The 25,544-nt window shown below is 62.0% G+C and carries 17 protein-coding genes and 1 pseudogene; 11 read left to right on the top strand and 7 right to left on the bottom strand.

Annotated elements, in window-relative coordinates; all coding sequences use genetic code 11:
- Window positions 1-294: pseudogene (locus tag ASE89_RS20845) on the bottom strand (hypothetical protein); the annotation flags it as partial.
- Window positions 295-667: 373 nt separating this feature from the next.
- Window positions 668-1,396, bottom strand: a complete 729-nt coding sequence (locus tag ASE89_RS13215) for a glycine-rich domain-containing protein (RefSeq protein WP_056678586.1) — start codon at window positions 1,394-1,396, stop codon at window positions 668-670.
- A gap of 44 nt (window positions 1,397-1,440) precedes the next feature.
- On the opposite strand from ASE89_RS13215, the gene ASE89_RS21615 reads away from it, so the two are divergent.
- On the top strand, window positions 1,441-2,007 hold the full coding sequence (locus ASE89_RS21615) for a DUF938 domain-containing protein (RefSeq protein WP_082451507.1): 567 nt from the start codon (window positions 1,441-1,443) through the stop codon (window positions 2,005-2,007).
- 123 nt (window positions 2,008-2,130) lie between these two features.
- Here the strand turns inward: ASE89_RS21615 and ASE89_RS13210 are convergent, their stop codons facing one another.
- Window positions 2,131-3,024, bottom strand: a complete 894-nt coding sequence (locus ASE89_RS13210) for a Gfo/Idh/MocA family protein (RefSeq protein ID WP_056678583.1) — start codon at window positions 3,022-3,024, stop codon at window positions 2,131-2,133.
- Between the two features lie 250 nt (window positions 3,025-3,274).
- On the opposite strand from ASE89_RS13210, the gene ASE89_RS13205 reads away from it, so the two are divergent.
- From ASE89_RS13205 to ASE89_RS13190, 3 genes are all read left to right on the top strand, one after another.
- Window positions 3,275-5,557: a TonB-dependent receptor gene (locus ASE89_RS13205; protein WP_197979480.1), complete on the top strand. Its 2,283-nt coding sequence runs from the start codon at window positions 3,275-3,277 to the stop codon at window positions 5,555-5,557.
- 515 nt (window positions 5,558-6,072) lie between these two features.
- Entirely contained in the window at window positions 6,073-7,404 is a 1,332-nt protein-coding gene (locus tag ASE89_RS13195; protein WP_056678576.1) for a Gfo/Idh/MocA family protein, read from the top strand.
- A 397-nt stretch (window positions 7,405-7,801) separates the two neighbouring features.
- On the top strand, window positions 7,802-8,569 hold the full coding sequence (locus ASE89_RS13190) for an NIPSNAP family protein (RefSeq protein ID WP_056678573.1): 768 nt from the start codon (window positions 7,802-7,804) through the stop codon (window positions 8,567-8,569).
- Between the two features lie 101 nt (window positions 8,570-8,670).
- On the opposite strand, the gene ASE89_RS13185 is transcribed toward ASE89_RS13190, so the two are convergent.
- Both ASE89_RS13185 and ASE89_RS13180 read right to left on the bottom strand, forming a co-directional pair.
- Window positions 8,671-9,078, bottom strand: a complete 408-nt coding sequence (locus ASE89_RS13185; protein ID WP_197979479.1) for a sensor histidine kinase — start codon at window positions 9,076-9,078, stop codon at window positions 8,671-8,673.
- Between the two features lie 1,038 nt (window positions 9,079-10,116).
- Entirely contained in the window at window positions 10,117-10,482 is a 366-nt protein-coding gene (locus ASE89_RS13180; protein ID WP_156363495.1) for a hypothetical protein, read from the bottom strand.
- Between the two features lie 1,492 nt (window positions 10,483-11,974).
- Between ASE89_RS13180 and ASE89_RS13175 the strand changes: the two genes are divergently transcribed.
- Window positions 11,975-13,177: a multidrug effflux MFS transporter gene (locus ASE89_RS13175; RefSeq protein WP_056678804.1), complete on the top strand. Its 1,203-nt coding sequence runs from the start codon at window positions 11,975-11,977 to the stop codon at window positions 13,175-13,177.
- 307 nt (window positions 13,178-13,484) lie between these two features.
- On the opposite strand, the gene ASE89_RS13170 is transcribed toward ASE89_RS13175, so the two are convergent.
- The gene (locus tag ASE89_RS13170) at window positions 13,485-14,462 is read right to left on the bottom strand and encodes a glycoside hydrolase family 43 protein (protein WP_056678563.1); all 978 of its coding nucleotides are present in this window, start codon (window positions 14,460-14,462) and stop codon (window positions 13,485-13,487) included.
- 125 nt (window positions 14,463-14,587) lie between these two features.
- Complete coding sequence (locus ASE89_RS13165; RefSeq protein WP_031393126.1) at window positions 14,588-15,175, bottom strand: PEPxxWA-CTERM sorting domain-containing protein; 588 nt, start codon at window positions 15,173-15,175, stop codon at window positions 14,588-14,590.
- Between the two features lie 586 nt (window positions 15,176-15,761).
- Between ASE89_RS13165 and ASE89_RS20530 the strand changes: the two genes are divergently transcribed.
- The 6 genes from ASE89_RS20530 to ASE89_RS13140 all read left to right on the top strand — a co-directional run.
- Window positions 15,762-15,995, top strand: a complete 234-nt coding sequence (locus tag ASE89_RS20530) for a hypothetical protein (protein WP_156363494.1) — start codon at window positions 15,762-15,764, stop codon at window positions 15,993-15,995.
- Between the two features lie 366 nt (window positions 15,996-16,361).
- Entirely contained in the window at window positions 16,362-17,225 is an 864-nt protein-coding gene (locus ASE89_RS13160; protein ID WP_156363493.1) for an alpha/beta hydrolase, read from the top strand.
- Between the two features lie 183 nt (window positions 17,226-17,408).
- Window positions 17,409-19,262, top strand: a complete 1,854-nt coding sequence (locus tag ASE89_RS13155; protein WP_330219060.1) for a GH39 family glycosyl hydrolase — start codon at window positions 17,409-17,411, stop codon at window positions 19,260-19,262.
- Window positions 19,263-19,346: 84 nt separating this feature from the next.
- On the top strand, window positions 19,347-20,591 hold the full coding sequence (locus tag ASE89_RS13150) for a PQQ-dependent sugar dehydrogenase (protein ID WP_056678557.1): 1,245 nt from the start codon (window positions 19,347-19,349) through the stop codon (window positions 20,589-20,591).
- Window positions 20,592-21,959: 1,368 nt separating this feature from the next.
- Window positions 21,960-23,684, top strand: a complete 1,725-nt coding sequence (locus ASE89_RS13145; RefSeq protein WP_156363492.1) for a hypothetical protein — start codon at window positions 21,960-21,962, stop codon at window positions 23,682-23,684.
- 245 nt (window positions 23,685-23,929) lie between these two features.
- On the top strand, window positions 23,930-25,544 hold a 1,615-nt coding region (locus ASE89_RS13140; protein WP_056678553.1), incomplete at its 3' end, for a recombinase family protein.

The raw sequence follows: 25,544 nt of genomic DNA, 5'->3' as shown, positions 1-25,544 counted from the left end.
CCCCCCCCCCCTCTCGTTCGCGCGCAGATCGACGACCAATCGCGGCACCCGCGCGGTGACCAGCCGGTCGACCGCCTGATCGAGCCAGCCGCGCCAATCCCACTTGCTATCGTAGAGACCCCAACTCGGCATCAACAGAAGCGCGGCAAGCGCGCGCGCGGCCAGCCGGTTGTGAAACGACGCCGACAAGCCGACCGCCAGCGGAAGCAAAATTGCCGCTGCCACCGTGAGGACAGCCGTGCGCCAGCCAAAGACCAGATCCATGGCGATCAGCGTAGCTTCATCGACACCCAAAGCTAGAGATCACATTTCGGAGGGAGGCCAGTCGCCTCACCTGCGCGCATTCGAGCCCCCTCAGCGCTTGCACAGCTGGAAACTTGCGGCTCACTCCCGCTCGAAAGACGGCATCGCAAAGACTCAGAGCCACTCCTGCAGTAGTGTCTTTGAGCAGCCCGAAAGCGGACGTCCTTTCACCTCTGCCGCTCGTGCGCGAATGTCAGGACGCAGTGTGCGTGGCGGCAAATCCCGCGGGCCCCACTCCGGATTAAAGGTAGCGCGAACAGCTTTGCAGTATTCGGGTTGGTGCTGGCGTGCACCGCCATCGACGCCCATGTCTCGCTTGGCGGCGGTGCGCCCCTCCTCGTCGCCCGACGCACGACGGGGTGGGTCATGAGCACCCCCCGCCGCACCCGCCATCGCCGCTACCGCATCCGTCCGACCCGCAAGCGTCACCGTCGAAGTTCAGATCGAAACGACGACCAGCTCTGCCGGCCTTTAGTCGCGCACCTTGGATCCAGGTGACGATCGCGACGGCAAGGAGGAAAATGGCAACCAGCGCCACCATATCTTGAACGATCAGGACAACCAGGCCGGCGCAAGTGAACCCGACCAACGTCGCCTCTTCCGCGCTCAGAAGCATCTTTCTGGTCCGGTCGATCCGCTGGAAATTCCCCGAGAACCGTTCGGAGGGATCGGGCCAAACATCGTCGGGCGGTGCAGCACCGAAGGTGTCCCGGTATAAATTGAGCGTATGCGCGTAGCGGTTACGATAGTGCTCGCGCTGCTCGGGGCCACCCGATGTCGGCTCGTGATGAATATCGCGCGCGACGATATCGCGGCAGAGGCCGTGCCAATAATCGCGGGTATAAGCCAGATGCAGATGCCACGCCTGATCAACTGCGTCCGACGGCGTAAGCTGCTCATCGCTGATCGCGACCAGCGCGAGGAAGCGACGATATTCCGTCGCGACCCGGTCTGCAAACGACCCGGTCCATCCGTTCTCTGCGGCCAGCCTCCCTTCGAAGCTGAGGGCTGCACCGGGCTGGCCGATGCTCAGGGTCTCGATCCTCCCAATGAGAATCCTTCGCGCCATATGCGCGGGGCTGTTCGGCTCCATACCCCATTAGATTAGTGTGATATTGTTGCAGGATTGTGACGCCGATGGCGACCGAGCGATCCGGAGTCCGCCGCCCGCCTCTCGACCGTTGCGTGGTGCGACAAGGCAGACAATGTCCGACCGCCACTCGCCCTCGACACTGCCGTTGCAGGCTGAGCGATCGCAAGCGCGGCGCCCATATCCTGCATCAACATGGTCCATCTCAGCCTGTAGTCGGCGACGCTCGGGTTGCTCGCCGGGCCGCCCCCCTGTTGCGAGCGGGCGATTTATTGTTCCTGCACGCCCCCTTTTACCGTGCAGGTCAGCCGACCGGGCCGTCCAACGACTCGTTCGACGCTTCCCTGAAGACACGCAACCCGCTCTGGGGCTTACGCGACGGCGTGACGGTGATCGTAGCATCTGACGGGTCCACCACGCTGACTCGCGTCGTCCAAATGCCGGCCAATAACCCTTGGGTCGTTCTACAACGCAATTCGCTACAGACCTGGCCCATGGCAGTCCGAGGGACTGCCGCCACGCACGACCTTCTTTCACCTACGACCCACAAGCAGACGTTGCCGGGCCTTCCCCCGCCGAGCTGCGGACACTCATTCAATGAGGTTTCCGGCTAAGCCACTGCATGCCGCCATTTAGGCGGTTGTCGGCACTGGCGTACATGGAGTGGGGGCGACCTTGTCGGTGCGGCGCGGCCTGTGCGCCGACGCCTTCAAATTACGGAAGCCGTGTCCGAGACTTCACGCCTCCGCGTGACGGACGATGGCCTCACAAACTTCATGCGTTGCGAGAATAGCGGCTGCATCGACCGGCCTTCGCTCACGCGCCGCATGTAGGAAGGCGTCGCACATCGCCGCAAAGCCGCGCTGCTGTCCTACCGAGATCCAATCGCCTCGTCGATGTAAGCGCTGGGTCCCGCTCGTCTCGACGCGATCAGCAAGGTTCAGCACGGTATGACGGGCCCCACCGCCAATGACGTCCAGGCGTTCCTCGTCGAGCCCACTGTTACGATGCATTGTGCCGATAGCGGTAAACCCGTCGCCTGCCAGCGTGAGGGTGATCGTGTGGAGCATGCCGTCTACCACATGGGTTTCGATGTTGCGTCGGCAAACGGGTCCTGGGGCCAGGAACAGCAGCGTATCGACGACATGGATGAAGTCATCGAAGACGACCTTCCGCGGTTCGTCGGGTTGCCGGTAGCGGTGCTTTTCGAGGATGACGAGGTTCGCGTCGATGCCTCGCAATGCGAAATAATCTGGCGCAAACCGCCGGTTGAAGCCGACCATGAGCGGAACGACACGGTCCGTAGCCAAGGCGACAAGCGCTTCGACGTCACCGAGATTATCGGCGAGCGGCTTGTCGACGAAGGTCGGGACGCCTCTCTCAACAAGGAGCCTGACGAGCTCACCATGTGCCTGCGTGGACGCGTGGACGAGGGCGGCGTCGAAGGATGTGGTGAAAAGCGCATCTGCAGCGCTGGTGTGCCGATGCCCGATACGAAACGAGCGGCCGACCTCGTCAAGGACGCCCGCATCGCGCGTCGCCAGGTGAATGTCGAGATCAGCTCGCGTCGACAGAACCGGAAGATATGCTTTGCGAGCGATGTCACCCAACCCGATGAGAAGCACGCGCATATCTATTTCCCGGTCCGGCACGATCGCCGCGTCTGCAGGGCCGCAATAGCTTCACCATTGCGCTCTCCGCAACCAATCGTCGGGATGACTGCGGCGCCAACTGGGGCAAAGATGTCGCGGTGCGCCGCAAAAACGCTTCGCCGCCGATCGTGTCTATTGCCGCACGTTGCAGTGATGTTACCGGTCGGGGTCGGATCCGGGCCACACGGATCGACGCAGGAGGATGTTCGAAGCCCAAGGGGGACCATCCATGATTCGCTTGCCCGTTCGTACGTCTGCCATCGCCCGGCTGCTGGCCGCCAGCGCGCCGTTATTCGTCTGTGCCACACCCGCCGTCGCGCAGGACCAGGCGCCGACAGGGCAAGCCGTCGGCGATCCGGCCGGCGAACAGGGCGTCGGCGACATCGTCGTCACAGCGACCCGCCGTCGCGAATCGGCGAAGGACGTGCCGCTCGCGGTCACCGCGATCAGCGGTGAGAAACTCGACGTGCTCAACTCGAGCGGCCTTGATATCCGGTTCCTTGCCGGCCGCACGCCGAGCCTTCAGGTGGAGTCGTCGTTCGGCCGCACCTTCCCGCGCTTCTACATCCGCGGGCTCGGCAATACCGATTTCGATCCGAACGCCGCACAGCCGGTGTCGGTGGTGTATGACGACGTCGCACTCGAAAATCCGATGCTGAAATCCTTCCCGGTGTTCGACCTGCAAAGCGTCGAAGTGCTGCGCGGGCCGCAGGGCACGCTGTTCGGGCGCAACACGCCAGCCGGCGTCGTGAAGATCAATTCCGCCAAGCCGGATCCGGACAAGGTCTCGGGCTACGCGACCGGATCTTGGGCGACCTACAACACGATCAACGGTGAGGCGGCGCTGAACCTGCCGATCGGCAACGGCTTCGCATTCCGTGCATCGGGCCTGATCCAGTCGCGCGACGATTGGGTCACCAACGATTCCACGACGGGCAATGCCGACCGCAAGCTCGAAGGGTACCGCGATGTCGCCGGCCGCTTCCAGCTCGGCTATACCAGCAGCGACTTCAACGCCTTGCTGAACGTCCACGTTCGTGACCTCACGGGCTCGCCGCGCATCTTCCGCGCCGGGCTGTTCAAACCCGGCACCAACGACTTCAACACCGGCTTCGACCCCAAGCATGTCACGCTCGACGGCTATACCAGCCAGAGCCTGACGCAATGGGGCACGAACCTGCGGCTCGATTATCACCTCGACGGCATCGGCACCTTCTATTCGGTCACCGGCTATGAACAGGCCAAAGTCGAGAGCACCGGCGACGTCGATGGCGGCAACAGCTACCCGTTCACGGGCGGCACGATCGGCGCGATCGGCGTCGGGCTGTTCCCGTCGAACACCGGCGGCCTCACCAAGCCCAAGGAGTTCAGCCAGGAACTGCGCTACGCCAGCGAGGACATGAACGGCATCCGCTTGCAGGGCGGGCTGTATTATTTCTACCAGACGCTGCGCTATCATCAATATGACTATGCGTTCGGCGGTACCGGATCGCGTGCGACCGACCTGACGCAGGACATCTTCCACGACAATCGCAACGAGAATTACGGTGCGTTTGCATCGATCGAGGCGAAGCCGACCGAGTTGCTGACGTTGCGCGCGGGCGTCCGCTATTCGCACGACTATCGCAACGATCTCGTGACCGCACCGATCCCCGGCACCGGGATCAGCGACACACTGCCCGCGCGGGCGGTCGTCCGTGGCTCGAACGTGACCTGGGACGCGAGCGCGACCTATGAGCTGACCCCCGCGATCAACGTGTATTCGCGGCTTGCGACCGGCTATCAAGGGCCGGCGATCCAGGACCGCGTGACGTTCGGCAGCGTCCAGAGCACCGCACCGAAACAGACGACCTTCTCGGGCGAGAGCGGCTTCAAGGGGACGCTGCTCGACCGGAAGGTGAACTTCTCGCTCGACGCCTATTGGTACAGCACCAAGGACCTGCAGATCACTGCGGTCGGCGGCAGCAGCAACTCGGCCCGTCTGATCAGCGCGGACAAGGCGATCGGCTACGGCGTCGAGGGCGAGTTCGAGGCACGGCCGGTGCCCGAATTGTCGCTGACCGCGAGCGGCAGCTACAACTTCACCGAGATCCGCGATCGCTCGATCGGCGTGGGGGTCTGCGCGACCTGCACCGTGCTCGATCCGATCGTGAACGGGTTTGCGATGATCGACGGCAACGATCTTCCCCAGGCGCCACGCTGGATCGCCAACTGGACCGCGCGCTACGGGATCCCGCTCGCCAATGGCGGCGAGGTCTATGCCTATACCGACTGGGTGTATCGCAGCCGCGTCAACTTCTTCCTGTATGAAGCGGTAGAGTTCACCGGCAAGTCGTCGCTCGAAGGCGGGCTCAAGGTCGGCTATAAATCGCCGCAGGGGTATGAGGTCGGCGCGTTCGTGCGCAACATCACGAACCAGTATCGCAGCATCAGCGCGATCGACTTCAACAATTTGACGGGCATGATCAACGAGCCGCGGATCATCGGCGGCCAGTTCAAGGTAGCGTTTTAAGTTAAGACGCCGAACTGGGCACCTTGGGGGTAATCCTGGTGCGAAGGCGAGCGTCGCCGACGAACCCGAACTCCTCGGCAAGGACCGTCGCAAGCGCGGCGGTCTTCGCCCAGCGCGGCCGTCGAACCGCCGGCAACGACCGCCAGCCGGATGGAGATGGCTTCGAGCACGTCATCACAGATAGCACGGTCGGTGTCGGCGTGGTCGAGGAGCGCCCATGCAAGCGCGGCTTCGTCAGGAAGGGTATCATTCTCATCGACCAGGCCAACATGCATCAGAACTTGCGGGTGCCCAACTGCCATCGAAAAGGTTGAGCACTGCTCTATCATTCGGATCGTTATTTCGACGATGCGTGACGCTCTTGGTCATGGCCGACCGAACGCTGCTTTTCGTCTGGATGACCCTGACCAAGAGCTGGAACTGCGTTTTGCGGCGCACTCCCTTTGCGTCTGTAGTCTTGCGAAGGCGCGGTTGGGCGCTACCAATGCCGTCAGGACAGATTGGGGAGGACCAACATGACCACCAGCTTCGACCGCCGCGCCCTCTTGGTTGGCGGCCTCGCAGCCTCGGCTGCTACCGTGGTGCCACTTGGCCAGGCCTTTGCCCAGCGCCGCGGCCGGGTGTCGGCGAACGACCAGGTCCAGGTGGGTCTGATCGGTTGCAAGGGCATGGGCTGGTCGGATCTTTCTGCCATGTGCAAGCGGGCCGACGTGGCGCCCGTAGCCCTTTGCGACGTCGACGCTACGGTCCTTGCGGCACGCGGTGCCGAATTGAAGAAGGTCTCAGGCCGCACGCCGAAGCTCTACGACGACTATCGTCGTATGCTGGACGACAAGTCGATAGACGCGGTGATCATCGCCACGCCCGACCATTGGCACGCGCTTCAGTTGGTCGATGCCATGTCCGCGGGCAAGGACGCATATTGCGAAAAGCCGCTCGGAAACTCCATTGCCGAATGCCGTGCCATGGTCGCCGCCAAACAGCGTCACAATCGTGTGGTTCAGGTTGGTCAGTGGCAACGCAGCAACCAGCACTGGGCAGACGCAATCGCGCATGTTCAATCCGGCGGCATCGGTCGGGTCCGAAAGGTCAAGGCCTGGGCGTACATGGGATGGATGAAGCGCGTCGTTCCCCAACCGGATCAGGCCCCACCCGCTGGCGTCGATTATGACAGCTGGCTTGGCCCCGGACCGCTGCGCCCATTCAACCCCAATCGCTTTCACTTCAGCTGGCGCTGGTATTGGGACTATGCGGGCGGCCTGATGACCGACTGGGGCGTCCATTTGATGGACATCGCGCTGTTGGGCATGAAGGCCGAGGCACCTCGTTCGGTCAGCGCGCTCGGCGGCGCCTATGGCTATCCAGACTCTGCGATGGAGACCCCGGACACGCAGACCGCCATCTACGACTTTGGCGACTATTCCGTGGAATGGGAGCATGCGGTCGGCATCAGTCAGGGCCCCTATGGCGGCCGCGACCACGGCGTCGCCTTCGTCGGCGAGACCGGCACCCTTGTCGTCGATCGTGGCCAGTGGCGTGTCACGCCAGAAACAAGCGATGGCAAAGCCATGACTCGAGAGATCCCGGTCACGAAAGCCAGGGACGAGGGGCTCGACCGGCACACAGCCGACTTCATTGCCTGCGTTAAAGATCGCGCGCGCACGCCAGCGTGTACGATTGAGGCCGCGTCCAACACCGCGATCGTCTGCCAAATGGGAAACATCGCGTTGCGCACAGGCCGCAAGGTGAATTGGGATGCTGCATCAGGTCAGTTCAGGGATGACGCAGAAGCGAACCGACTAATCACGCCCCGCTACCGTACACCCTATCGGCTGCCAGTTACATAAGCCGGCTGGCCGCCTATGCCGACAGGGTGGAACCGTTGCGCCGCGCGCTCGACAGTGGCTCTTGCCATTCGTCGACATGGACTGACCGAAAGTCGGCCGCTCGGTTGCCAGTCTCAGATCCTCAACTCTTGTCGCACTTGCACGCCAGCTGGACAGTCGCTTTTGATGAATAAGCGCTGTCAGCATTTATCTATATATCATAGCGCTGAACCGGTTGACGTCACCCAGCTGACCCATTGGACGCAGGAATGCCGCGCGGTCGGCGAAGGTCGATCATCAGAGGGTACACATCGCGGATTGACGACGGTTGCGGCTTGCGCTCGACTGGCCCGTACGGCTTTGCGAGGACATGATGGCATATCCAATTGATCGACGTTCATTGCTCGCAGGAGCCGCTATGGGCGGCGTGGCGCTTGCAGCTGTCGAGGCTCGGGCTCAATCCCGCGACGCGGCCGCAAAGCTGGAGATCTACGAGCTGCGGACCTATCGGCTGGTAAATGGCCCCATGAAGGACCGTCTGGACGCTTATCTGAGAAACGCCTTTATCCCGGCGGCACGACGCGCGGGTTGCGGGCCGGTGGGTGTATTTACGGTGGCGATCGGGTCCGCAAGTCCAAGCGTCCATGTTCTCGTCCCCTATCCCTCGATTGAGGATTTCGTGGCGTTGCCCGGCAGGCTCACCGCCGATCCGAACTACACCACGGCTGCCGGATCATTTTTGAAGGCGACGCCCGACGCGCCGCCATACGCGTCCCTCGAGGTGAAGCTGATGCGCGCGTTCCCTCACTTTCCTCGTCTCGAGTTGACCGACGCTTCGAGCAGCAACACGCCGCGCATATTCGAACTCAGGACGTATTTCAGCCATAGCGACGCGGCAGGAATGACCAAGATCGGGATGTTCGACACGGGCGGTGAGATCGAGATATTCCGTCGGACTGGCCTAACGCCGGTCTTTTTCGCCCAGGACCTTACCGGAGCTCGCCTGCCGAGCCTGACCTACCTGCTGACGTTTCCCGACTTTGCGACCCGTGAGCGAAACTGGCGTACCTTCGGGTCGGATCCCGCTTGGCGCCGGCTCATCTCGACGCCGGGGCTTACCGACCGCGAAATCACCACAGGAATAGACAACCAGATCCTAAGTCCGGCGTCGTTTTCGCAGATTTGACCCACAAGCGGGCGTTCAGGCACCCTCTGTGCTCCACCAACTTCGGTTGTCCGTCCAGGTAGGTTCCCGGCCGCTTCCGGCCGGCATTGCAGTAGAGCCATTCATCTCGGCAATGCCACCCTGAACCGACCACCGCCTGTCTCGGCTGCGATGCAGCGCACCTCACCACCGTGTTGCCGTGCAATCTGACGGACGAGGCTGAGACCGAGGCCATGTCCGCCATCACCCTCGTTCGCGCCCCGTGCTCTGTAGAACGGCGCGAAGATGGCCTCACACTCGCTGGGCGCGACGCCTGCGCCACCATCGTGGACCTCAAGCGCGATCTCCGCTGCAGAGGCTGTCAGCGTGACGAGAATCTGTGTCCCGCCGCCATGGCGTTGCGCGTTTTCGAGGAGATTGCGGGTCATCCGCCGCAGAAGGACTGCGTCGCCGGACATCTTCACGCGCACGCCCGCGAACTGCGCGGTCGCGCGCGCACATTCTTCGGCAACGAGCGCGGTCAGATCCACGACCGTTCGCGAATTCGCATGCACTGACATCCCACTGCCTCAAAAAGCGTTCGACTCATCGCACTGACGTCAAAGCCCGACCGTCCGTTCATGTTAATGAAATATTAAAACTACAGCGCTGGCGGCGCCGAAGCGCGGCATTTTAACCAGCAAACAAGGGGACCGAGAATGCGTTATTGGATCTTCGACAAGCCAAACAAGTAATTGGCTCGCCCGGCTTGCAAAAGTCGGGCGTTTTATATGTTAAACCGCAGCAGGTTTGAATACGTTACTGATGCGGATTTACCTGTCTGGCAGTGCCTCCGTCTTCAGGCATCGTAGCCCTCCCTGGTCAGGTCGGACGGTTTGATTATTAAGTATCCTGCTACAGTTGTTGCCTGCGCATAGATTTTAGACGCTCCGCACTGGCCATCCAGGCGCTTTAACGTGGTAAGCAGTGGTCAGAATCGAGACACTTTCGCCCTAAGGGTGAAAACTAAAGCTGGTTGCGGGCAGTATTACTGCCATCTCTCGAGCATGATGATTTTGTACGGCGTACTCGCGATCATTTGGGGCCTCCCCATCGCTATTATCCTGGCAACCTCGGTCGGCTATGGCGTCTCTCCTCGCTTCGCGCGGTTTATGCGGATACATCTTGGACTCTGACGCGACCGATCAGCGGCCGAGCTAGCTCAATTAATGCACGACCGTTCAAGGCCCAGTCGAGGCAACGCCTGATACGTAACAAGGCGACTTGCGACGCGCAGTCCGATAGGGTCAGGAGGCTTTATCTCCCACAGCCCGGTGACCAAGGATCGCGCGCGCCCAGCGCCCGCTCTTTAACGTTAAGCGCGATAGCAGGGTGGCGGCGCTCGTCTTCCGGCAGGCGCCGTGACTTACCCCGATTGACGAAGTGGTTCAGGTAGGCGGCGTTATGCTCTATCATCGTTGACAGGCTAGCTAGGCTCCTGCCCTGCTCTCGAGCGAGCTGGTAGTTGAACTCGCGGGGCTTGCATTCTCATAGGCGCATCCAAGCATCGAATCAGTGGCATACCTGAGCTACATCATTCCTGCGGGGGCTGGCCCCTCTCCAGCCTGTACGGCCATCGCGATGATGTGTGCGATAACCGGCTCCGGAATGGCGTTGGCCACGTCGAGCCCGAATTGATCATAATAAGACCAAGCTACCCAACCGGAGTACGTAGCGAGCCCCGGTATATCGATTGAGAGAAACCGCCCCACAGTGGCCCCGTATTTCGAGCGAACCTTGAAGCCCAGGGTAGACACGTCTTGAATGATTGCCGGGTGCTTATCTGCAAGAGACGTGATGAGCACGGCCGGAAGGCGCATACCCGTTCGGTCTGCGTGCCGCCGATCAAGCGAATCTTTGTCGGCACCAGCCACCGGGCGGCGATAGGTGTTCATGGGGCTATCGTCTGTCAGCGTCTCTAAGATCCAGTTAAGTCCCGATTTAACCTCGTTCCGTGACGCATTGCAAAGGCCCACCGCCCCTTGCAATTTCTCGTTATGACACACGTGCCATGACAACACTTTATGAACGATCATACCGCGGGTGAATCACGCAATGATGTGTCAAGTTTGGACTACCCGTTCTGTCAGCGACAACTCACCCGTAAGCGCATGGCCGCCGCAACGTAAACCCGGCGCTGTACCATTCGACTTGATCGCAACTGCGGTTGACAAATTCTGGTCGGGGTATAACCGAGGGTAGATCGGTTCGCCGCATCTGTGATTCGATCAGTCGCTGGATCGAAAATTACTTAACTTTTCGCAAACTATATTCAGCTGATTGTCTGCTTCGTCGTTTCCTGCGATGTAATGGAGACGAACGTGCCGACCAATGCAGATCTCGCAGCAGAGTGCGATCGAGTACAGCGCATCGTTGGAGGACTGAACGATGCGCTTTCCCGCGAACGGCTCGGCGAATACGCAGCCGACCTAATAGAAGCGCAGCAAAGACAGGGGCTCGTCGACCGAAGATCGAACCGTCAAACCTTTCGTTGGTAGGTCATGGGCTGACCCGCGGCGTTTACACCCTGTTTACCGTTTCCCGGCAGGACTAGGATGGGGGACATGGTATGCGTTATAGGATCTATGAACTGGGCCGTTGTGGCGAAATTGTAAGCGGGGCGGACCTCTCCGCGTTGCACGACGAGCAATCGATTGTCGAAGCCGCTGATCACATCAACCGTTGTGGACTTGAGATATGGCAGGGCAGCCGCAAGGTTGCAGTCATAAGTCGACCTAATAATAGCGAGCGAGCAAGTTTTGCAATAGCCTATTGGAATGCCGCAAGCGCATAACCTTATTACTACAATACTGCAATCACGAAGTGAAAAGTCCGCCTGTATAACAATCAAATGGCCAAGTTATTTTGTACGCGGGGGGAAAGTCGCTACTTGCTCATGGCGTAGCTTGATGTCGAACGCGGACCGTCTAAAACTCAACATGACGGGGCCGGGTCGCCCGGGGCGCGAAGATCAAGTTTGCCTCTCGGCAATCGCCGCCCGAGCCAAGGGCTGGAGCTACGTCGATCTTCTGCTGGCAATGTTTTCTGCCAAATGGACGTTTGAACCATCGGACAGAGTTTAGCTGCACAGGCCCTTTACTTGGCGAACACGCTCCTGGCTTACCGCTTCCGGCGAGACTTACGAGTAGGACGTTCAGCGTGTCGTTGGTGCTCTGCAACGTCAAACGCTCGTTCAGGGAGCCTACGGTCACTGCCGGCGAACGAGATTTGCCCCGTGATTGATCGAACGCTGCCTGCGGGTCAAAAAGCCAATCTCCCCATAATTCACCTCTCGTGAGCCGACGTTTGTGCGTGCCGGCAGGCATGGTCACCAGCAAATTGTCGACCTAGATGGCGGCGATGATCGATAAGCAGACTTCCTCCTCCATGCGTCCCGGCGAGTTTGTCGCGTTCGTCGCCGCGCTGATGGCGGTAAACGCTTTGGGCGTGGACCTGATGCTGCCTGCGCTCGCCGACATCGGCCATCAGCTTGCCATCACGACGGCCAACCACCGACAGTGGATCATCACGGTCTACATGCTGGGCTTCGGTGCTGGACAGCTCGTCTACGGCCCGCTTGCAGACAGATTTGGCCGCAGGCCGATCCTGCTCGTCACCCTTGCCGGCTTCGTGGCAGCCAGCATCTTCGCCGCAGGTTCGCAAACATTCCCCACCCTTCTCGGCGCACGCGTACTCCAGGGCCTCATGTCGGCATCGACGCGTGTACTTGCGGTCGCGATCGTGCGTGACCGCTATTCGGGTCGCCAGATGGCGCGCACGCTCTCCGTCGCCCAGATGATCTTCTTCCTGGTACCGATCATGGCGCCCAGCCTCGGCCAGGTCCTGCTGGCCTTCGGCCCCTGGCGCTTTATCTTCTACGCGCTGGCGACCTTTGCGGCCGTCGTCCTCGCCTGGTCTGCGCTGCGCCTGCGCGAATCCCTGCCGGTGGAACGTCGTTCACCCTTGTCGCGCGCGTCTCTCGGCCGCGCGTACCGATTGACGCTGACGAACCGCTTCTCCGCTGGCTATGCCGTGGCGGCTTCGATGACATTCGGCGGCATCATCGCCTTCGTCTCGTCCGCGCAGCAGATCTTCGTCGATGAATTCCATGCCGGTGAACGCTTCACGATCCTGTTCGCCGTCTGCGCCTTCTCGATGGGCTGTGCATCCTTTGCCAACAGCCGCCTCGTCGAGCGGCTTGGCACCCGCCTCATCTCCCAGTCCGCATTGCTCGCGCTGATTGCGCTGTCGCTGCTCCACCTCGTCGTGATCGGCGTCGGACGGGAGTCCTTGGAGACGTACATGCTGTTCCAGGCACTCAGCATGACCTGCATCGGACTGTGCGGGTCGAATTTCGGTGCGATGGCGATGGAGCCTGTCGGACACATCGCCGGCACCGCGTCCTCGATACAGGGCTTCATCACCAGCGTCGGTGCGGTGATCGTCGGCTCCGTCATCGGCCAGGCCTATGATGGTACGACCTATCCGCTGGCCCTCGGTTACCTGGCGATCGGCGTTGCAGTTCTGGGTGTCGTTTACTTCACGGAAGGACGAAGCCTATTTCGGGCGCGACATGCAGGTGACAAGTAGAAGTCAGGATACGTCCAGACCCAAAACAGTGCATTCAGAGCTCTCACCCCTTCCCGACTTCGAACGCTCACCCATCTCCGCGGTGACCGCTTTTGGCGCCTGATCTGCCGTCATAAACGTCGTAATGGGGGGCAACCGGCCTGTCTTCTCCTAGACAGTATCTCGCAGTAGGCGGCCGTTTCCTCACTTCGGGACTGGAGCCGGTAGGCCGCCTTCCGGTGAGCGCAGGCGGGCCGCTTCTGGAAGCCGAGCAATTAAAGCTGCCTCCCCACGGACGCTTTCAGGCGCTTCAAGAGGTCTCGGTCGTTCAGCGTGGCGCCGGCAACGAGACACCTGCCTGTGTCTGAACAACCGGCCCCATTGTTCCATCCGGGTTGTAGCACAGCCGCTCCACGGTCACCGCACGCCGACCAATTGCTCCACTCATGTCGCCGATTGCGAGCATAGCATTGTGCAGAAACAAGTAGGACTGCCCCTTGAAGTCGACGATACCGGGATGGATAGTGAAACTGTACTTGCCGGATCCGGTCAGCTCGCCGTGATATTTCCATGGCCCGCGCGGGCTGGTCGCTGTCGCATAGGACACGCGTTCGTCCCGGTGCTTAGATCGATTGAGCGAGGCATATGTGAGATACCAGAGCGCACCGCGCTTGTGCAGCCACGGCCCTTCCTCGAAATTCGGTGGCGTAATCTCAGTGATCGGACCATCGATCTCGATCATGTTAGCCTTCAGCTTGGCGATATACGCCTGCCGGTTACCCCACGCGATCCAAGTCGTGCCCGTCTCGTCCGTATAAACGGTCGGGTCGATATCCTCCCAACTATGCGTACCCTTTGGGGTCATTTGGTTGGTAATGAGCGCTGCGCCCTTCGCATCAACGAACGGCCCGGTCGGCGTGTCCGCCACCGCCACTGCGATCGCCTTTCCCGGGTGTGTAGCATCATGCTCCACCGCAGCATAAAACCAGTATTTCCCGTTCTTCGCGATCGTCTGTGATGCCCATGCATCCTGCTTGGCCCAACGGAAATCACTGACCTTCATGATCGGCCCATGATCCTGCCAATGCGTCATGTCCGTGGTCGAATAAACGAGCCATTCTCGCATGTTGAACATTTCGTCCCGTTGCGCTTGGTCATGTCCGACATACAGATACAACCGGTCGCCAACGACCATCGGCGCGGGATCCGCGGTGAACTTGTCGCGGATGATCGGGTTCGATCCGGGCACGGCGTTTGTTGCGACCGAGCCGGTCTGGCAGAAGCCCGCGGCCCCCATGCCGGCCATGCAAAGCGCGCCTGCCAATTTGCTTATCGCGTATCGCACACAAGATCTCCGTGTTGTGCGCCCAGATTAAAGCACGGTTATTAGGTCTCGTCACCCGACCCGTACTTGTCACCCCTGCAGTGCCGTCAGGCGAAGCGGACATTCGCGCGCTGGCGGCGACGCATGACACCGCCGAGCAGACCGAAGCCAACGATGAACATGGCCCAGGTGGCAGGTTCGGGAACCGCTGCCACGACGGCAACGGGTGTGACGATGGCATCGGTCGCGATGAACGGCGTCGCATTGCCTGCGGCGGTGAAGCTCAGCATCGCACGGGTCGGACCAGCAGCGCTGGCATCGAACGTGAAATAGAAATCGTCGGTGCGGTTCAACAGCGTGTTGCCGCCGTTAAGCGCGCCGCCCACGCCCAGGCGGGGGAAGGTCGCCATCGGACCTGCTGCCGGAAAATAGCCAAAGATCGGCGCCGCCGCGAATGGCCCGGCATTGGGCACACCATTGGTGATGCTGCTGAAACTGGTCGGCGCACCGACAAAGCCGCTCATGCTATCGTCATAAGTCAGCTGAAATGCCGCGCTCAAGGCCGTGATCGGCGACGGCGTGCCGTTGAAGTTTTGAAAGTTGCTCGCCGTCAGCGAGTATGCGCGCGTTACGATCACCGCGTTCGCTGGCGCGACGCCCATTAGTGCCAATATGGTTGCCAGAACGACCCGCATCTCTTCCCCCATTTAACTGTTGTTTCGCACGATCTTAACAGCGTGCTATTCCGACGCAATTGTCCTGTTGAAAGTGTGTCCGCGCGACGATGGCCTTGGGCGACGACGGAGCGTTGCGGCTACCATTGTCGCCTGGCCGACCATCCGCGTCAGTAAAAAGCAGACAGCCCGGGTCCGCCAGCAGGCCTTGGCGCCACCCCCCGCCGTGTCCATGGCCGCGATGCTAAATGTCCGCAATTAGACGATCATTATCCTTCAAGATCAGCGCCAGCCCATTGTCGCGGTGCCGCCTATCGTAGCGGGTTCACCCTTCGCTGCTGTCTTGAGCAACTCGAGCCGAAAAATCTATTTACTATGCTTCGATCATGCAGCGCGCGCCGTATCAATCACCTGATGCCCTTGATTAATCAGGTCAAGCAACGAGTTACGACGAAATGGCGACTATGACCTTTCGGTTAAGAGACGGTATCCCGTTACATTAATTGTAAAAATATTGAAATAATTCTTGGGTCCTACTTTGATCCAGAACTTAAGATCAGGCGTTACTCCGACGATCAGCCTCGCATATGGTTGCTATGGAGTTGTCATGTCATCTATTTTGAATGAAAAGCGCCAGATTAGTCAATGGCTTGCAGAGGAAGCAGCGGCGCGGGATGCGTGCAGAAAAAGTACCAACCCGGTTGAGCAGGAACAGCATTTTATGCGCGCAGAACATTTTGCCGATTACGCCTGGAGCCTTGCTGAGACGAATAGTCACGCGTTTATCCCGTCGGAGATTTGGTATCCAAGCTCCGGCAAGCGCGAGAGAATGGCAGCATAGGACGCAGCTCAGTTCTTGCTATGTAGAACATGCTAAAAATCGTTGGGCTATGGTAGCGCTATCGATATCCTTAAATAAGAACGATAAGATCGGGAGAGCGACCATGGGATACGGATCCCGCTTGAAAGCCACCCCTCGATGGGTTCGGCGCCCTTTTTCGTACCTCTCCAGCTTGACGATTTGCGCAATCTCGCCCGCGCTGGCGCAGACCGATGTCATGGCTCGTATCGCCACCGCGGCGCAGACGAGCCCGGCCGTCAGTGATACGGGTAATCTTGCAGGAGCAAGCGCACGCCCGGCCTCCATCCTGACCGCGCGCGCAGCAGTGGCCGCAATGGCAGAAGCCAAGTGAAACGGGCGGTGCTCATGGCAGTTGCGCTGGTGGCGGCCGTTCCACTGGGGGCACAGGATCCCGCGCCTGAGCAACCGCCGCACTACACCGTGATCAAGCTCTGGCCCAACGGCGCGCCGCGATCGGCTGCGCACCGTGGCGAGGCCGAGATCGCCCGCGACTATTGGGTACGCAACATCCATGATCCGTCGCTGATCGCCTTCCCCGCCGCGCCTGCGCACCGCAACGGGGCGGCGATGGTGATCATGCCTGGTGGCGGCCACAAACTGCTCGTTTGGACCAATGAAGGAACCAAGGTCGCGACCGCACTGAATCGCATGGGCGTCACCGCGTTTGTGCTCAAATACCGGCTCGCGAACGAGCCCGGGTCGAAATACTCGGTCGAGGGCGATGCGGCGGACGATGCGCGGCGCGCGCTGCGCTGGGTTCGCGCGCATGCCACCGACTATGGCATCGACCCGACGCGCGTCGGTGCGATGGGCTTTTCAGCCGGAGGCGAACTCGTGTCGCTGATCGCGGACAATCCAGAGCCAGCACGACGCAGCGCCGTTGATGCCGTCGACAAACAATCCGCACGCCCTGATTTCCAGGTGCTTGTCTTCCCCGGACCGCGCGGCATCCCAGCCACCGCCGTCAAGAACGCGCCGCCGGCCTTCCTGGTCGCCGGAAGCCGCGATCCCTGCTGTGCGGCACCCACGGTCGCGCTCTACGAACAGCTCCGGAAAAGCGGCGTGTCGGCGGAGTTGCACATGTATGCGGATAGCGGCCACGCGTTCAACCTCGACGAGTCGGATCGGATATCGATCCTGCACTGGCCTGATCGCCTGCAAGACTGGCTGGCCGACAGCGGCTGGCTTTCGCCACGAGGGACGAAGTGACGTGCAGATGGTACCGCTCGATCGGATTGACCAGCCTGCGCTGCGATCCGCAGTCTCCATTCACGAACTGGCATTGCCGGGCTTCAGCAACCCGCGTGAGATCCGCTGTCCATTCAAATCTCCGGCTCGAGTTATGATGTCCGCCGTCGCGCTGCTAGCGTGGTCAAAGATGACATCGTCTGCATGGTGTTCGTCTCCGGCGGAGCAGGTGACGACATCATGATACGGTTGATGATGGTCGGTGCTGCGGCGATCACCGCTCTCGCTCCCGCAAGAGGGGACCCGACCCCTGCTGCCGACGCGTTTTCCGTGGTCATAGAGGTCGATGCCGGTCGTCCCGAACGGCCCGTGGACCCTGTGTGGCGCTTCTTCGGCGCTGACGAGCCAAACTATGCGACGATGAAGGACGGACGAACCACGCTGGCGACCTTGGGCAAACTCGCGCCCGACCAGGTGTATTTCCGCACCCATAACCTTTTGACCTCGGGAGATGGCACCCCAGCGCTGAAATGGGGGTCCACCGGTATCTATTCGGAGGATGCGAGCGGTCGCCCGGTCTACGACTGGACCGTGGTAGATCGGATTTTCGACACGTACCGCGCGCGCGGCGTCAAACCCTATGTCGAGCTCGGCTTCATGCCCGAGGCAATGTCGACCAGGCCGGTCCCCTATCAGCATGATTGGCGGCCAGGCAGCGGCGCGTTGCGCACCGGCTGGGCCTATCCCCCACGCGACTATGGGCGTTGGGAAGACTTGATCTACCAGTGGGTGCGTCATTGCGTCGACCGCTATGGCCGCGAAGACGTCGCGAGCTGGTATTTTCAGACCTGGAACGAAGCCAACCTGCCGCAATATTACTGGGGCGGGACGCGCGAGGAGTTCTTCCGTTTGCACGATGCCGCGGTGCGCGGTGTCCGGCGGGCGCTACCCGGCGCGCGGGTCGGAGGACCGGACAATGCCGGAGCCGGTGACGACTTCCTGACGGCATTCATGGCTCACGTACAAGCGGCAGGCACACCGACCGACTTTCTGTCCTTCCATGCCAAGGGCCAGCCCGAGGTGGTCCAGGATGCGAAGGGCGGCCATGTGCGCATGGGCCTAAACACCCACCTCAAAGCTGCCGAGCATGAATTCACCGCGCTCGCGGCCAATCCGGCATTCCGTAACAAACCCATCATCATCGGCGAGTCCGACCCGGAGGGCTGCGCGGCCTGCCAGGGGCCGGCCAATGCGTACCGCAACGGCACCATGTACTCGAGCTACACCGCGGCATCCTTTCCCCGCCTGCTGGCGCTTGCCGACCGCCATCGCCTCAATCTGGAGGGCATCCTGTCATGGGCGTTCGAGTTCGAGGATCAGGCACCGTTCGCGGGCTTTCGCCAACTCACCTCGAACGGCATCGACCTGCCCGTCATGAACATGTTCAAGATGTTCGCGCAGATGAAGGGTCGCTACGTCCCGGCCATGTCCGACCATCAAGTCGCGTTGGACACAGTGATGACCGAGGGCGTGCGCGGCACCGCGGACGTCGGCAGCGTCGCCAGCCTCGACGGCGACAAGCTTGCGGTGCTCGTCTGGCACTATCATGACGACGATCTGCCGGGGCCGAAAGCCGCGGTGCGACTGCAGCTGCGCCGATTACCGCGCGCCTTTGCCAAGGGCGCGACACTGACCCACTACCGGATCGACGCCAGCCACTCGAACAGCTTCGCCGCATGGCGCGCCATGGGATCGCCGCTCGCCCCGACGAACGAACAGCGTGCCACGTTGCTGAAGGCCGCCGAACTCACGACCATGGATGCCGCGCCGACGCGCCTGACGGCTCGCAGGGGCGACGCCACGCTGGCGTTCGATCTGCCGCGGCAGGGCGTCTCGCTACTGGTCATCACGCCCACGTCACGCGACGCCGGGCATCGGCGGACCGGTGGCAGTAGCCAATGGGTGGCAGTAGCCAATGAGACGCCGGGCAAATGCCATCCGAGCCCGGCAATGTGGACGGACGTCCAGCGCCGACGCATCACGCGTTCGACGCGATAATCGGCTGGTCGCTCGATCGCGTTTGCGACACACCGGCCGCCTGTATTGAGAGGATAGCCTGTGCCTGCTTATCCTAGACTGTCCATGGCTGCGCTGTCGCTGCTGATCGGCTGCGGACCGACGGACCGCGCCGCACCACCGGCCGGCTCGCAGGCGCCCGCGCCACCGGTGAACTACGGCGCGGCGACCCCCGCGTCGTCCAAGCCGTTCAAGGTCGATCCCGTCGCCGCGTTCGACTCCCCCTGGGCGCTGGCCTTTCTGCCGGACCAGAGGATGCTGGTGACCGAAAAGCCCGGCCGGCTGTGGCTGGTCAGCGCGGCGGGCGTGAAGACGCCGGTTGGCGGCGTGCCGCGCGTCCACTTCGAGGGACAGGGCGGTCTGTTGTTCGTCGCCACCGCGCCCGACTTCGCGCAGAGCGGGCACGTCTACCTCACCTATGCCGAACCCGGCGCGGGCGGCGACGGTCTGGCGCTGGCGCGCGCGACGCTCGATCCCGGCACGGCGCAACCGGTGCTGAGAGACCTTCGGGTTGTGTGGCGGCAACTGCCCCGCGGCAAGGGCGGGCAGTTCGGCGGCTACATCGCATTCTCGCCCGACGGCCGCTATCTTTTCCTCACCTCCGGCGAACGCCAGCGTTTCACCCCCGCGCAGGACCCCGATCAGGCGCTCGGCAAGATCCTGCGGCTGACGCTGGATGGCACGCCAGCGCCCGGCAATCCCGGCGCCGGCAAGATCGGCGCGACCACGATCGGCATCATCGATCCGCCGGAAAATACCGGCGGCGCCGCCACCGCGCCGGTACGCCAGGTCACGATTCCCGGCCAGAACCTGACCCGGGCGGAGACCTGGACGACGGGTCATCGCAACCCCTACGGGCTGGCGTTCGATGCCAAGGGTCGCCTTTGGTCGACCGAGATGGGGCCGCAGGGCGGCGACGAGCTGAACCTGATCGAGCCCGGCAGGAACTATGGCTGGCCGATCGTATCCTACGGCGAGAACTACGACGACACGCCGATCGCTTCGCCCGCCGGCAAGACGAAATTCCAGCAGCCGGCGCTGTATTGGAGCCCGATCATCGCGCCGGCCGGGCTCACCTTCTATGACGGCACGATGTTTCCGCAGTGGCGCGGCTCCGCCTTTGTCGGTGGACTGGCGTCGGAAGCGCTGATCCGCATCGCGTTCGACGGCGCAGTCCCCAGCGAAGCGGAGCGGTGGACGATGGGCGCGCGGATCCGCGCGGTCATGGCTGGCCCGGACGGGGCGCTATGGCTGCTGGAAGACGGACCTGGCGGGCGACTGCTCCGCCTGTCCTCCAATCGCGCGGGGTGAGAGTTCGACAGGGGGAGCAGAACCAATTCCGCTAGGCGCGCCAGTTCCGCCGCGTGGCTTATGGCTCGAGAAACGACTTTAAGGCCGCATGGACCTACTTCCAGACACTCGCGGGCGCCAGCGCCCTCCCCACCTTAGGACGTTCGTTCAGCCTGAACACGGAACGTTGTTGCCTTCCCGTTCGGTAAGTCAAAGCTGTATTATCGCCGTCAGAGAAAGTCTGCCGTCTAATGGTACGATATTCATCCGCTCAGACACCTTCAACACTATACGTCTTTTACAGCGATTTAGTATGGGATAGCTTTGGCGGCTGGATTATTGACCCGGCAGACGCAAAGCCGCTCCTGTGTGACGTTAACATACCGGCATGCGCCCGCGAGATGAGACGACTTGCTGAGACGGGTACTCAAATACAGCAGATTTGTGGAAGCGATAATAAGTGGCGGCGATAGTGTCGAGTGTCCGCTCACGCGCTTGGCAGCGTTCAAAGCGAACCATCGGCTAACCATCGATTCCAGCCGTTCCGCTTACGCCCAAAGTCGGTCATTCGAGGCTTGTCCCGCCGATCCCCAAAGCCGCCGTTCGTGATGCGAAAATCAAAAGTTTTGCATCAAGTTTAATCGCTAGCGCTGGCTGCATTTCAGATCGATCGCACGCCGATCGAGGTCGCTGAGGGTTTCCCCGATCCTAGCGGATTCATTATTCCAGCAACGCTGCTTAGGCGTGCGATCGTCCCTCTGTTGAACGGGCACCACGTACACAGGATATGGAAAAACAGGCGTTTTGCTATCGGGGACGGCAGGCGCTGCCTGTTGAAACGATGAATTCGCCTTTGACGTATCCTGTGCCTGCAAGGATGCGATCAGGGCCATTCCGAACGTGATTATCGTTGCCATCATCACCGCGTCTCCCCGTTACCGATCCGCTGAGTATGCACCTAGACTGGTGACGAATACCCTACGTAACGAATTACCCCTCAACCGCGACGCGATGCAGAAGTCACGGATTGCGCATCAGCCGAAGAACGGCAGGAAACCGCGGGCTTCGGCGATGCAAAACATTGATGCATCTGGGATACCCGTTCGGCCGGTTTCCTGGGGTCCGGCCTGCAAAACGGAAGGTCCGCTTTCCACCAAGTTTGAAAGCGGACCTTCCGCTTTTAAGGTGCCACATCTCGCGACCTACTGCCGCGTATCGCAGCTTCAGGCGCGTAGGTTGCTCGACCCTTTTCCGCTTGAAGCTTGATCGGAGCTGCAAGACCCGGGCTCAACGATGATGATGCATCTTCCTGCCTGCGCGGCGGACGGAGCGCTTCATCAATTGTGAGCATGTGCCGGGTCAGGCTCCGTGAACGAGCGGAGACGAATGATGGATACGACCGACAACAAAACGACCAACGCGACGACATCGGCGAAGCTGATGAAGAAGGCTTCGGGCATCGCGTACGCCTATCTGTGCAATGCCTTCGATGATGCGCAGGACGACCCGTGTGTCGACTATCGCCTGATGGGGCGCATCGCTGCCGTCATCTCCCGCCAGATCGACGACGACGCGGTTCACGCCGCCAGCACACTGGATGGCGCGCGGATGGTGCTGGCATTGTGGTGCATGACGGTCGAGGAAGCACGCGACGACCCCGAGCAGCCAGTTACCACGCAGAGCGCGTGGCTTGCACACAGCATCGCCACCGGGCTTGGCGTACCGCATCTGCTACGCGGCACGACCAACAGTCGGCGTGACTATGACGTTTGTCGCAGCGTGGAGGTAGCGGCACTGCTGCGGGGGATGTTCGACGGGGACACGCAGCTCGACCGCGACCTCGCCAGCGTGGGGGGCTGGCCGGAAAGCGGTTCCGCAGTCGAACGCACCATCGCTGCTATCAGCGCAGACGTGAAAGCTGGCCACATCGTTGCCCCATCATCACATTCCGACGGCGAATGGTGGCAACGAGCCGAGGCGGCAGATCGAAAGGCTTCGATGCGCGTCTTTCCACAAAAGAACTTCGAGCGCGTGCTGGAGCCGCTCCTGTACGAAGACCTGACCCCCGCCGGCCAGGTGGTGCTGGCTCGGCTGAACACGATGAAGACGTCGCGCAGTCGCGCGGACAGCTGGGAGGAGCAGGCGGTCAATTTGACGAGCCGTTACATCTGCTATTCGTTGAGCCAGCAAGGCTGGCGCATGGAGCGTGAGCGGCTAGCGGCCGCAGCGGGACGCCACTTCGATGCGATGGCGGTAGGAGAGGAACACGCCGCGACCATCGTCGACATCGCGCGCATGATCCTCATCGACTGGTCGGTGACAAGCGATCGCCTCGCTGCGGCTGGGAGTGTCCTGCCACTCAGCGTGGCCCGCGACCGCGCCACGCGAGCGCTGGAAGACGCCGGTCTTGGGCATCTGAGCGCGCGCGACGAGCCGCAGCTGCGGCCGCAGGGGCTGCACGAGCAGGTCCGTGATGCGGCACGGCGCGCGGTGTCGCTGGATTGGGGTACCAAGCTGGATGTTGATCTGCACCGCTTCAACGACTCGCTGGTCGTGGGCAATGTCGCCGCGAGCGGTCGTGTAGCCGTGCAGCGTGCGGCTGACCGCGGCTTCGTCCACCCGCTCGGCGAGACGGCTGCGGGCGTGGCAAGCTGGGCGGAGCGGCAGGTACGAGAAGCCGAGACGCGCGTCGCGCTCGACGAAGCAACATCGGCACTGCAGGGTTATCGCGCTCGCTACACGCCGCCGGCACCGCCGATCATCTATCTCGGCAACCGCGGGCGTGCCGGCTTCGAACCCGATGAACTGGCGGCTTTCGAGCCACACGTCGCGCATCCCGGCGAGCGGGTACGGTTCAGCTCACCCGAGCGCGGCGCCAGCGGCGCGATGACCATCGCCGAGACGCTTGCGTTGCGTGGGTCGGATGGACGTCTTGTTGCGTGGTACCGGGTCGATGGCGACGATCATGATTACGGTGATGAAGATCTCGTACGCCTGGGTCGCCGCCATACCGACGGCGGGCGCGGGTTGCTTGACCGAGCGACGTGGACCCCGCCGACGAAAAGGCTTGGTCTGGTGGCGAGGCGCGCGATGAACGCCGGCATGACCCGGTGAGACCGTGCGACCGGCAGCCGGAAGCGGTCGCCGGTCGCACATTTTCTACGGCGACTCGCGTGGGTCGGACGATGCTTTCGTCCTGTGAGCTGGTGGATGGCACACCATCCCCGCCCTGCTCCACCGCCCCGCACTCCCGAAATGGCACGCCACGCGGCTGCACTGGCGCTCGCCAGACTGCTTGCGCGCGATCTCGCGCGGACTCATCTTGGCCGTAACGCCCGCAGCGATGGGGAAGTGAAGTGATGAGGGTCGCGCTCTACGCCCGCTACTCGACCGATATGCAGAAGCCCGAGACCATCGCGGTGCAGAACGGTAACATGCGAGCCTATGTTGCGAAGGCCGGCTGGCAGGAGGTTGGCGCATGGGCCGACGAGGCGATCTCGGGCGCGACGCTTAACCGCCCCGGCATCCAGGCGGTGCTGGCCGCGTGCGAGCGTGGTGAGGTCGATATCGTACTGGCCGACGAACTCGACCGCGTGTCGCGCGGCCAGTCGCACACCGCCAAGGTCTACGAGCGGCTGCAGTTCCTCGGCATCCGGCTGGTGACGGTGGCTGAGGGCGAGATCACCCGGCTGCACATCGGCATGAAGGGGACGATGAACGCCGAACAGATCTCGGCGACATCGCGCAAGACCCGCGATGCGCTCGCGGATCGACATATGAAAGGCCTGAACGCCGGCGGGCGCGCCTATGGCTACGAGCTCGACTTCCAGCTCGACGCGCGCGGCGACCGCATCCCCGGCCACCTTAAGGTAGACCCGGCCGAGGCAGCGACCATCGTGTGGATCTGCGAAGAATATGCCGCCGGGCGCTCCGGCAAGGACATCGCCGCGGACCTCTACCGCCGCGGCGTGCCGGGACCGCGCGGCGGTAAATGGTCGGCCTCGACCATCAACGGCAACAAGAAGCGCGGCACCGGCATCCTCAACAACCAGGCCTATGTCGGTCGACCCGAGCATCAGCGCCAGACGTTCCGCAAGGACCCAGAGACGGGCAAGCGCCACGCCTTCGCAACCGCCAAGGGGGTCAAGAAGACCGCCGAGGCACCGCATTTGCGCATCGTCAGCGACGAGCTCTGGGCAAAGGTGAAGGCACGCCAGGAACAGACCGCCTGCCCGCACTGCCCCGAGGTGACACCGTTCTGGGCCAAGCAGCGCCCCAAATACCTGTTGACCGGCAAGGTGACCTGCGGGGTTTGCGGGTCGAACTACGGCAAGGTCGGCAAACTGCGCTCGGGCTGCCATGCGCGCAGCAACTATGGCGAGGCCGGCTGCAGCAACAGTTTGACGATCCGCATCGGCGAGCTGGAGGAGCTCGTGCTTGCGGCGCTGAAGGACGACATGCTCCGACCCGACGTCATCGAGGCGTTCGTCGCGGAGTACGTCGCCGAGAGCAACAGGCTGGCCCGCGAGCGCGACCGTGACGGTGCAGCGCATCGCCAGGAGCTGAAGGGTGTCGAGGCCAGCATCCATCGGCTGACCAACGCCATCCTGAACGGGGTGGACGCGACGCTGGTGCGCGACGAGCTCAACCGGTTCGGCCGCCGCAAGGCCACGCTCGAGGATATGCTCGCCGAAGCGACCGAGCCATCCGCCCCTGCCCTGTTCCACCCGAAGCTGGCACAGGTTTACCGCGCCAAGGTCGAGGACCTGCTCGCCGCGTACAGCAGCGAAGCAAGCCGCGCGCAGGCGCAGGAGGTCATCCGCGGACTCATCGAGCGCATCGTGCTGACGCCGGTCGACGGCGTGCTGCGCGTGGAGATGACCGGTGACCTGGCCGCGATGCTGACGATCAGCCAGGCGGGCGGACGTAAAAACGCCCCGGAAGCGAATGCTACCGGGGTGCGACAAGTCAAGA

Source organism: Sphingomonas sp. Leaf30 (assembly GCF_001422525.1).
GTDB lineage: Bacteria > Pseudomonadota > Alphaproteobacteria > Sphingomonadales > Sphingomonadaceae > Sphingomonas > Sphingomonas aerolata.
Note: the sequence above shows the minus strand (reverse complement) of the source record. Positions and strands in the feature narration are given on the sequence as shown.

Bases quoted from the DNA above. Each gene is read 5' to 3' on its own strand.
- ASE89_RS13190 (WP_056678573.1), top strand. From the start codon at position 7,802: ATGGGCGGCGTGGCGCTTGCAGCTGTCGAGGCTCGGGCTCAATCCCGC.
- ASE89_RS13210 (WP_056678583.1), bottom strand. From the start codon at position 3,024: ATGCGCGTGCTTCTCATCGGGTTGGGTGACATCGCTCGCAAAGCATAT.
- ASE89_RS13145 (WP_156363492.1), top strand. From the start codon at position 21,960: ATGGATACGACCGACAACAAAACGACCAACGCGACGACATCGGCGAAG.
- ASE89_RS13195 (WP_056678576.1), top strand. From the start codon at position 6,073: ATGACCACCAGCTTCGACCGCCGCGCCCTCTTGGTTGGCGGCCTCGCA.
- ASE89_RS13155 (WP_330219060.1), top strand. From the start codon at position 17,409: ATGGTGTTCGTCTCCGGCGGAGCAGGTGACGACATCATGATACGGTTG.
- ASE89_RS20530 (WP_156363494.1), top strand. From the start codon at position 15,762: ATGTCATCTATTTTGAATGAAAAGCGCCAGATTAGTCAATGGCTTGCA.
- ASE89_RS13175 (WP_056678804.1), top strand. From the start codon at position 11,975: ATGCGTCCCGGCGAGTTTGTCGCGTTCGTCGCCGCGCTGATGGCGGTA.
- ASE89_RS13180 (WP_156363495.1), bottom strand. From the start codon at position 10,482: ATGAACACCTATCGCCGCCCGGTGGCTGGTGCCGACAAAGATTCGCTT.
- ASE89_RS13170 (WP_056678563.1), bottom strand. From the start codon at position 14,462: ATGGCCGGCATGGGGGCCGCGGGCTTCTGCCAGACCGGCTCGGTCGCA.
- ASE89_RS21615 (WP_082451507.1), top strand. From the start codon at position 1,441: ATGGCGACCGAGCGATCCGGAGTCCGCCGCCCGCCTCTCGACCGTTGC.
- ASE89_RS13150 (WP_056678557.1), top strand. From the start codon at position 19,347: ATGGCTGCGCTGTCGCTGCTGATCGGCTGCGGACCGACGGACCGCGCC.
- ASE89_RS13165 (WP_031393126.1), bottom strand. From the start codon at position 15,175: ATGCGGGTCGTTCTGGCAACCATATTGGCACTAATGGGCGTCGCGCCA.
- ASE89_RS13205 (WP_197979480.1), top strand. From the start codon at position 3,275: ATGATTCGCTTGCCCGTTCGTACGTCTGCCATCGCCCGGCTGCTGGCC.
- ASE89_RS13215 (WP_056678586.1), bottom strand. From the start codon at position 1,396: ATGGAGCCGAACAGCCCCGCGCATATGGCGCGAAGGATTCTCATTGGG.
- ASE89_RS13160 (WP_156363493.1), top strand. From the start codon at position 16,362: ATGGCAGTTGCGCTGGTGGCGGCCGTTCCACTGGGGGCACAGGATCCC.